The organism is Candidatus Eisenbacteria bacterium (assembly GCA_030017955.1).
In the GTDB taxonomy this organism is placed as follows: Bacteria; Eisenbacteria; RBG-16-71-46; order JASEGR01; family JASEGR01; genus JASEGR01.
In genome coordinates, this window is record JASEGR010000012.1 from 37,964 (window position 1) to 47,451 (window position 9,488).

4 protein-coding genes are annotated in these 9,488 nt (G+C 53.6%); 2 read left to right on the plus strand and 2 right to left on the minus strand.

The genetic code is table 11. The features are described 5' to 3' along the window. Positions 1 to 4: 4 nt before the first annotated feature. Positions 5 to 3,544, minus strand: a complete 3,540-nt coding sequence (locus QME66_03035) for a M6 family metalloprotease domain-containing protein (GenBank protein ID MDI6807944.1) — start codon at positions 3,542 to 3,544, stop codon at positions 5 to 7. Positions 3,545 to 3,557: 13 nt separating this feature from the next. Next, positions 3,558 to 5,597 (minus strand): hypothetical protein, encoded by a 2,040-nt coding sequence (locus tag QME66_03040; protein MDI6807945.1) that lies wholly within the window; start codon positions 5,595 to 5,597, stop codon positions 3,558 to 3,560. Positions 5,598 to 5,957: 360 nt separating this feature from the next. On the opposite strand from QME66_03040, the gene QME66_03045 reads away from it, so the two are divergent. Together QME66_03045 and QME66_03050 are read left to right on the plus strand one after the other, a co-directional pair. Further along, complete coding sequence (locus QME66_03045) at positions 5,958 to 8,477, plus strand: hypothetical protein (protein ID MDI6807946.1); 2,520 nt, start codon at positions 5,958 to 5,960, stop codon at positions 8,475 to 8,477. A 155-nt stretch (positions 8,478 to 8,632) separates the two neighbouring features. After that, a complete protein-coding gene (locus tag QME66_03050) occupies positions 8,633 to 9,241 on the plus strand; it encodes a hypothetical protein (GenBank protein MDI6807947.1) in 609 nt (202 codons plus the stop codon). Positions 9,242 to 9,488: the final 247 nt, after the last annotated feature.

A 9,488-nucleotide genomic window follows, 5' to 3' on the forward strand; every position in this document is an offset into this window, starting at 1 on the left:
TACCTTACTTGATCTTGACCACCTTCACAACTTCTTTGGCGCCGCCTGCCTCAAACAGGACAAAATACACGCCGCTCTTAAGGCGGGAAGAAGGTATCTGGAAGGTATGAGTCCCCGCTCTCACGTCATTAAACACAAGGCTCCGGCCAATCTTCCGGCCTGCCGCATCATAGACGGCGATTTTGAGCACTGTTGTCTTGGGCACGGTGAGAAGGGCCCGAATACTGGATGAGGCAGGGTTTGATACCCTGGCGTGGAAGGGAAGTATTGGATGCTGAATAACAAGGTCCCGCCTTTTTTCAATCCCGGTCTCAGTTTCGCATACAGTCGTCGTCGTTGGCGTCGGAGACAGAACGGCTGGAGTCTGAACTGCCAGAGTCAGCGAACCGGTATTGACGCTCACTGGTGGAGAACTTGTCGTTGGTGTTGGAGACGTGATGCTGGGAGATATCAGTGTGACGCCGCTGCAGCTTGTCCCCTGACCATCAAACTTTGGGAGAAGCACGTTGGAGCCGCCAGTCCCGTAGCTTCCAGTTCCTCCTGCCACGGCAAATCCGTCATCGGTCATCGCAGCCAGGGAAGAGCCGAAGTCCTCGCTCGTACCGCCGAGCGCCCTCGTCCAAACGTGATTGCCGTCCAAATCAAATTTCGTAAGCAGGAGATCACGGTAGCCGACGCCGTAGCTGTACGTCCCGCCTGCCATCACCAGCCCGCCGGAGGCCACAACCACAGAGGAACCATAATCTTCATAAACACCGCCAACTGTTCTCGTCCAGGAATGACTACCGGTCGAATCGAAACTCGCCACAAGGAGATCATAATCACCGTCTCCGTAACTATTGGTCCTTCCGGTTACAACGAACCCTTCATCAGACGCCTTGACGAGAGAAGAACCATATTCGTCGTAACTCCCGCCGAACACTTTTGTCCAGAGATGATTACCTGCAGAATCGAACTTTGTGAGGAGGATGTCGCTGCCGCCGGCGCCGAAGCTGTTGGTCTTTCCGGTCACGACAAATCCCTTGTCGGATGTCTCAACTACAGAGAAGCCATAATCCTCAGTATTTCCGCCAAGCACCCTCGTCCAAAGAATATTGCCCAAGGAATCAAGCTTCACAAGCAAGAGGTCATTGCTGCTTGCCCCGTAGCCGCCGGTCGTTCCTGTCACGACCAGGCAGCTGTCGGATGTCTCAATGATGCAGGACCCATAGTCCTCATACATATCGCCAAGGGTCTGGGTCCAGAGATGGGTACCGGCAGAATCGAACTTCGCAATGAGAACATCGTAGTCGCCGGATCCGAGGCTGTTGGTTCCTCCCGTGACCGCGAACCCGCCATCGGATGTCTGAGTGACTGAAGAGCCATAATCCTCGCTGCTTCCGCCAAGGACACTCGTCCAGAGATGATTACCGGAAGAATCAAGCTTCATGAGCAGAAGGTCATTGCCGCCTGCTCCATAACTTTTGGTCTCGCCTGTCACAACGAGTCCCCCATTGGATGCCTGGATGATTGAGAACCCCAAGTCGTCGTCGCTGCCTCCCAGTGCCTTGACAAATGAACTTTGGTCCTGCGGGTTTATCCGGAATACCGAGTCACTTGCATCTTCCGTCGTGTTCAAACCGGCATCCAAGGCAATGACTTTTATCCGGCACTGCTCAGACGGCAGGTCCGGGACCAGCCACGAGTAGATCCCGTCATTGGGCTGATTTGAAACAACGGTGTCGGGATAGGTCGCTCCCCCGTCGGTGGAAACCAGGATGTTTACCGAGCGGATGCTTATGTTGTCCGTAGCATTCCATGCAATGTCCTGATAGCTCCCTCTGATCCACGTCTCGCCGCCATTAGGGATTGTCACTGTAACCGATGGCGGAACGACATCGGCAGTGACATCGAGCGTTATCGTGTCGCCAGCTTCTGAGATGTTCCGTGCGGCAATGAGTTTGGTGCACCCATAGTAGGAACTCGTGTTTGGAGTTGATGAGGGATCAAAAACGGTTTTACCGGTCACCGAGGAGTAGAAGTCTCCCGCATTTCCCCTCGAGGTCTTGAGCTCAAGCTCGTACAGGCCGTCTGCCTGCTCGACTGAGATTCCATACCACTTTTCCCCGGTCGAAGGATTTGGCGGAAGAGTGGCACAGTTGCAGTTCATGTTCCCGTAATACTGGCCGCCCAATACGCATTCTGCCTCGTTCGGACGCCAGTAGAATCTGCCGAGAATGTTCTCGTCCACGTGGTAGATGAGAAGCCCGTGAGCATCCTGAGTCATCATTGTGAATCCCTCATCGAATCCGATCTGCTGACGATTCTCGAAGAGCCAGTATTCCTTTCCTCCTGAACCGTACTGTTCTACTTTCAGCATCGTACCGTTGGTTTCGATTGGCGGAAGTCGAAAACCGTTTTCTGCGCCGGTCACGGTTGTCGGTGTAACGAGTCCGAGCCTCGCAACTCCCCAGGCACTGGGGTGAGCCGGCGAATTTCCATTGCACTCCAGAAGATCTGGACTGCGATTCCAGCTTCCTCCTGCCATGAGACTGAAGCGGCCAGTGCCCCACGATTCAGATCCGTAGTCATACTCATCAGGGAGGCCGAGCACGTGGCCAAACTCGTGGGCGTACACACCCACGGTCGGAAGAAAGGGGCCGCTGACAGGACCACCATAGCCGGTCGTGTTACCACCACACTCAGGCTCCATAGAATAGCTGTCTATCCTGACTCCATCCAGGTACAGGCCGGTCCCGCCCCAATCACCAATATTCCACTGGTGGGACCAGATGACGGCAGGGTCACCACTCCATTCTGCACCAGTCCCTGCATGAACTATGAAGAGATTCTCCACAACCCCGCCGACTGCATATTTTGAGAAATCCACGTACGAATCGGCAGCAGTGCACGCATCGGCTACAAGCCCTCGGACGCTTCTTGCTTCGGGTCCAAAACCATGGTCGTGCGTACCGTCAGCCTCACAGTAGTAAGTGTACGGATTCGATACTGTGATCCATCCGACAGTGCTGGGAGCATTCAGCGTGACTATATCAACCGTGCCGTAGGAGACCTCTTGGTAGAAGTTCTTCAGTGTGCGATTTATGGTGGTGTCAGCTCCTCCACGTATGTAGGTCGTGCCGAAGAGCATGCTGTCGAAGACCCCGGGTGAGTACCGGCTGGTCGGACCTCCGGGCGGGGCCGACAAAAACTCGACAAGGATGACGAGTGCTTTGAGTGTAGTAGAACCTGATTTGTTAAGCCGGGTCGGCCTCTCCATCCGGTTTACGCGGGAACCCGGAGCCAAGGTGAAAGAGGCCTCTGTCTGCGCGTAGGGGACCTTGAGACCGCGACTCGAATAGTATTCGACGACATCAGGATTCAGAGGCATTAGTTTGTGTTTGTCCGGGGCTGATTCACATCGTCCCGGAGCGAAAACGGGGATACTCGCATTGAGGATCAGAGTCAGGAAAACAAGAACAGCTAACGGTGTCGAGAAAAGCGTTCTGTGAGGCGGTACACGCAAACTGCTTCCAAAGGAGTCTGCCTCCTTAGCCGAGAGCATTACTTTCTCCTCCTTATTTTATGACAAGAAACTTCCCCATTTCGACCTCACCTGTCTCAAGATTTTTCACCGAGAATATGTAGAGTCCGGAAGCGACAGCTTGATCGTGCTTGGTGATGAGGTCCCAGGCACACATGGTTCCGGAAAGCTCGGGGGCGCCCGCCTCACCGGCCCGCGGAACTTCCCCACCCGGATTTATTACTCCCCTTGCGTTACCGGCTGCGTAACTTCCGGAATCGAAATCAATCGTATCGATAAGGTCTCCCGCCAGGCTGTAGATGTTTATGAGCGCCCTCCTTGGGACATTCACAAACCAAATGTACTTATCCCTCGAAAGAGAGCCATCCCAGACCGCCCTGCCCCGGTATGGATTGGGGAAAACGGATACGCGTGACAGTCTTTCCGGCGGGCCGGGAATAACCATTGTCCTGTTGAATGCAAGCCCGCTCTCTTTGCTTTCGACCATTTGTTTGCCCGAGCTGTCAACCTCGCCGGTGTCAAAAGCGGTTGTGCCCACCCAGTACTTGAACCCATCCTTGAGATTCGTTAGAACAAGCCGGTATTTGTAGGGCACACCGTCGATCACGACGGGGTCACCTTCGGCCTCAAGCAATCCAGAGTTGTACCCGATCGTGTCGGCTGCGATATCCAGTTCCTTTACGAGATTGAAATTCAGATTATCCTCGCTTATGTAAATCCTGTAACCCTCAAAATCAGTCCTGTGGGATTTCGGATCGACGTAACTCTCAGGCGAATCGTCCCATCTGACCGTTACCTGTCCTTTCTGAGGAATAACTTTCATGCGTGGAGAAGGCGGCGGCGTATAAGTGACGAACCCGGATCTTGCCACCTCAAGCGCCCATTTTGCGTTTTTGATAAGATCATCATTGTTGTCGCCCGCGACGAATGCGAAGCTCAGAACAATCATTGAATCAGGCGCTATCTCCTGAAACGGACCAACTGTCAGGACCCCGCATGGGGAATACTGGTTTCCGTCAGGTCCGAGCATTTGAGCCTCAACGCCGGTCGTTCCGTCGATTTCACCATTGGATATGAGGCTGTATCTTTGCCTGTCGGGCATGATCACTGCCCCGTTGGGATCCCATTGCCACCAGTTGAATGAAACCTGCTGCGTCGTGTCTGAAGTGGGACTCGACGTCCGCGTCAGAAGCTGCAGCCCCGCCCAGCTTGTGGCGGCATCTCCTCTTTCAGAAAGGTAATGATGTTCCATAAACAGATTTCTCTCGGCGAGGTAGTCGATGTCTGTCTTCCTGAACCAACCCGACGGCGGCCAGGTCGGAAAGGCTCCTTTCCACCCTGAAGCGAATTGAGAATAAAGCCCAACATAGACGTTCTTCAGATAGCATCCCGGGCCACAGACATTCTTTATGAAGAATCTCACCATGATAAAGGCATCCGACGGTTCAAAACTCCAGGCATAGGTTTCCTGGGTAACCTCAATACCAAGAGACCGGTGGGCTTCGCCGACGCTTTTCACGAAACTGGGAGAATCGCTGTACCTTGCCACAAAATCCTGCTCAGAAATCGCGTGGACGGGATCGTAATACTTGCTGCCCGGAAGAGTGGATCTTTCGAGGAGCGTCGTGTGCGGGACAGGGGTGAACTCTGTGGTTGAATTCAGAGGTCCGAGCCAGTAGCCATCGAATGTCCCGGCAGTAACGAGAGTCTCTCCGATATCGGTGTTGAAACCGCCGACCCAGAGGCCGGCTCTTACAAGATGTTCTATTCCCGAACCGAGAGGATATTCCATTGAAGGGGCTCTCGTCGCCAAGTTGTTGCCGAATATACCGAAGTTGGTCACCCGGAGTCCAACACTTGAAAGAGAGGTGGTTCTATCCTCCTGGAATATCGAATCCGCCAGAAGACCGCTTAGCCGGGCGAGGATTGAACTATCTTCCCCTTGAATGAACAGTCCACCGGAGCGGTGAGGTTCCTGAGGGAACGCCCGGGGAGATGATACGAGGATGGAAAAGGGGATGGAGAATATAATAAGCGAGAAGTACCGGAAGAGACTTGATCTTCGTTCAATCATTTCTCAGCTAAGCCTTCCTTGGCAGACCCGCCTGCCGGCATTGTATATGCCAATTAGATCCGTCCTGCCGCAAAAGTAGTTGCACAATCTTATGAACAACGTCACGGAAAAGCAAGCTGTGAATGGGCGGCCTGTGGATCCGCCCGGCATGAATCCACCTCCCTGTAAGAGCGAGGACAGATGTCTTGTACATCGTAAGGCCTTCTTCGGAATTGCAGTAGAGCCCTGGGTGTGAGACAATTATGCTAATCTTTCAGGCAGCACTGCCTGATTGCGGGAACGTGAAGCTCCCGCTGGACCAATGTGTGGGAAGTGATTTGGCGTTTCTTCCTGAAATTCATATGATGGAGGACTCTTGAAATGAAAAAGAAATGTGCAGCCATTCTGGCATTCATCATTCTTCCCTCTCTTTCCTTTTCCCAGACATCGTACCGTCACTTGCCGCCCACCATTAGCGGGCTTTCTATGAGCTCCAGCTTCCTTGTATCTGGCGACTGCGTCGATGTTCAGGGTGACTCACTTGCAGGAAAAATCTATGTTGCGAATGGGTGGGGAGTTCTCATCTTTTCAGTTCCCCTTTCCGGGGACCCCGTTTTTCTCGGCGGGTTTCCTACGCGAGGCACCGCATCGTCAGTTTGCATCTTCGGCAATTTGGCCTACGTTGCGGATGGGGATAGTCTACTCAAGATAGAAGATGTAAGTGATCCGCAGAATCCCTTGGAGCTGACGGCCTATGCGGCGGCGGGAAGAATCTTTTCAGTAGCCGTCCTCGACAGCGTACTTTTTCTTTCGCTCGGCGAGAAAGGATTTGAGATCGCCAAGATCATGCCGTCCGGCCCGCCTATCTTCAGGGGAATCTATAATCCGAGGGCAAACGATGGAGTGAGCTTCGTGAGCTCTGTGAGGCCGGCGCCGGGGAAAGTTTTTCTCGCCTGTGGAACCGGCGGGCTCTGGGTAATGAATGTGTCAAATCCGGCGGACCCGGCTTTTCTCGGGAAATACGTCCCGTCCACCCCATCCTACTTCACATGGTGCGTTGACATAGTTGACGGCTACGCTTTTCTTGCAAATGGATATGCCGGCGTAGAGGTTGTCAACGTGAGTAACCCCCAACTGATTCTGTCCCAGGACACTCTTGGATCTCTCGGAAATGTTGTTAATCTTAGGCTCATGGGGAGAAAGGCCTTTGCCGCATGCGGACAAGGGGGCGGGCTCAAGGTCATATCCGGGGAGAATCCCTCGTCGCTCTCTAAGTTGGGTGAGGCCTCAACTGCCGGCCGGGCTTATTCGGTTGCTCTGTTTCCCCAGAAAGTCATACTGGCGGACGGAGAAGACGGCTTGTATGTCTTCGATGTCTCGGACCCCTCGCTTCCGGCTCAAACCGGGAGGTACGCGGTGACCGGGAAAGTTCACTCGGCCGACTGGTCCGGAGATATGCTGTGTGCAGCTTATGGGCAAGGCGGCTTGAAGCTTTGCGGAGTCGGTTCGCCCGCCCAGCCGCAAGTCATCGGCTCGCTGAGCCTTCCCGGAACAACTTTTCACACAAGAATTCTTGGTGGTTTCGGTCTTTCGGCCTCCGGGATTGCCACTAACTTCGCCCTTGCGGCCTGCGGGGACAGCGGTGTCTATTCGGTGGATATTACTACTCCTTCATCCCCCACTCCTTCGGCAAGAATTCTTGCGGGAAGACCTGCTCAGCAGATAGCGCTGCTCCGCAAGCTTGCCTTCATCGCGCTTGGCGACAGCGGGGTGGCAGTTGTGAGCGTTGAAGATCCATCCTCCCCCAGCGTTCTGAAGAGGGTGAACATCCCCGGATCCGTTTACAGCATGAGTATCTCAGGGCACTTCGCCTACCTTGCCTGTGGAGACAGCACCTTGACTGTTCTCGATATCGCCGATTCACTCAATCCAACGATTGTCGGCAGATTCAGAAAGGATTGGGAGACAACGCAGGGAGTAGCGGTGGTTGACAGCTTTGCATATCTTGCAAACGGTGCAGGGGGCGTTCTAATCATCAATGTTGCGAACCCCGCGTCTCCAAGTTTAGCCGGAACTCTGCTTGACGTGCAAGAAGCTCTGGATGTCCTGGTCAAAGATTCTTTTCTATATGTTGCCGGAGGCACCGACGGAGTGTGCGAGTACAGTCTGTCTCTGCCTCGGTCGCCTTCCCTGACTGCAAGGTTTGATACACCGGGATGGGCCGCGTACCTTTCCAGCGGACCAGGAAGAAACGTGTTCGTCGGAGATCATGATGACGCGACCTTGCTTCTCAGCGACACATCACCGGTGAATCTTGTACATTTCGTCGCTGAGCGCGATGAGAAAGGGACGCTGCTCAAATGGAGGGTGAATTCGCTCGACAACCTTGTTTGTTTCAATCTTTACAGAAAGGGGGCGGGCGACATTGCGTTCAGGCAGGTGGCACGCGTCGGAAAAAACTCAAAGGAATATGAATATCTTGACGAGATTGAGGGAGAGGGCGGGCTTCTGGAATACCGACTCGCCCTGGTCGATGCGGCGGGCAACGAGTCAATGTCGGCGGCTCTCGTTATCGATCTGAAAGGGAATCTCGGTTACAGCCGGGGACTGTCCCTCAGACTTTGGCCCTCAGTGTCCGGCGGCGAGATTCACCTTGAGATCCGGGCACCTGCTCGTCTGAACGGAGCCCCCCTTCAAGGCAAAAAGTTCACTGTCCGTCTTTTTGACTCGATGGGAAGGAGCCTCGGAAAGCTTGAAGAAGGCACCTTAGTTGCTGGTGTCGCCATCTACAAGCTCGACACGAGGTTTGTCGAAGGGCGAAGGCTTCCCAGCGGTGTATATTTTGCAGAATTGGAGACGGATTTCGGCCACAAGACCGAAAAGTTCGTACTTGTAAGGTAATGTCTATCAAAGAGTTGCTGGTAACCGAAAGGGGGCGCCTAGCCTAGACTCCTACTCGACAATTCTCGACCAGCTAGCTTTTCCTTGACTTTGAAGGGGAAGTGCGCTATTATTTTCCGCGTACGCATAGGGCCTTTGGGGGGAAAGGAGAGAATATGTTTCTCTTCAAGAAGGCTCTTTTTTTATTGCTGTTCGTGCTTTTTTCAGTTTCTGGCGTGGAGGCGGCCACTGACATCATCATCAATGCCGGCTGCGACCCCACAGTCTACCAGGAATCCGGACTCTGGCAGCAAAGTGTCTCCAAGACAGTTCTCACCACCTGTGCCAGCGGTTCAAGAGTTACCGATGACCCCAGTGCCTACGCCACTTTCAGACCTAATATTCCATCTGAAGGCATCTACGACGTGTATGCGGCTTGGGGTGATTGGAAGGATGGCCCAAACGGGTTGGGCGCCAACGCACTAAACGTTACTTTCAAGGTACACGGGATGAGCGATGTCACGTTTGTTTCGGATCAGAAGACATCCAAGTGTACACCCAAGAACTGTAACCAGTGGGTTTTCCTTTGCCGGATGGAGTTCTATGCAGGCACTTCAGGCTACATCAAGGTTTCAAACACTTCGAACGGCAAGTGTTACACGCGTTCCCGTTGCACGGTGTGTCCAGCCCAGTTTGTGGTTGCAGATGCGGTAAAGCTAACGTACGTAGGTCCCGTCTCTGCTGAAGCTCCGACATGGGGAGTGGTGAAAGCTCTATACAGATGATTGAGCAGTTCTGATTTTTGGATTCGTGAGGACGTAGAACAAAAATAGATGTTGAGCAGTTCCGCCCGGCCGTTTCAATTGATGGAAACGGCCTAAGGGGGAATTCTTTGCTCTTTTGCCGGAGGGGCGGGGTCCGTCTTTTCGAAGGCACAAGGGAAAAGCTTAGAAGAGTCTAGTGTCGTGTCCCGGAAGTTCCTTGTCTATGTCTTTGTCCCCGGACACGACACTTTCATAGGGGCTTCTCGCC

Coding starts and splice junctions, on each gene's coding strand:
- QME66_03035 (MDI6807944.1), bottom strand. CDS start 3,544: ATGCTCTCGGCTAAGGAGGCAGACTCCTTTGGAAGCAGTTTGCGTGTA.
- QME66_03050 (MDI6807947.1), top strand. CDS start 8,633: ATGTTTCTCTTCAAGAAGGCTCTTTTTTTATTGCTGTTCGTGCTTTTT.
- QME66_03040 (MDI6807945.1), bottom strand. CDS start 5,597: ATGATTGAACGAAGATCAAGTCTCTTCCGGTACTTCTCGCTTATTATA.
- QME66_03045 (MDI6807946.1), top strand. CDS start 5,958: ATGAAAAAGAAATGTGCAGCCATTCTGGCATTCATCATTCTTCCCTCT.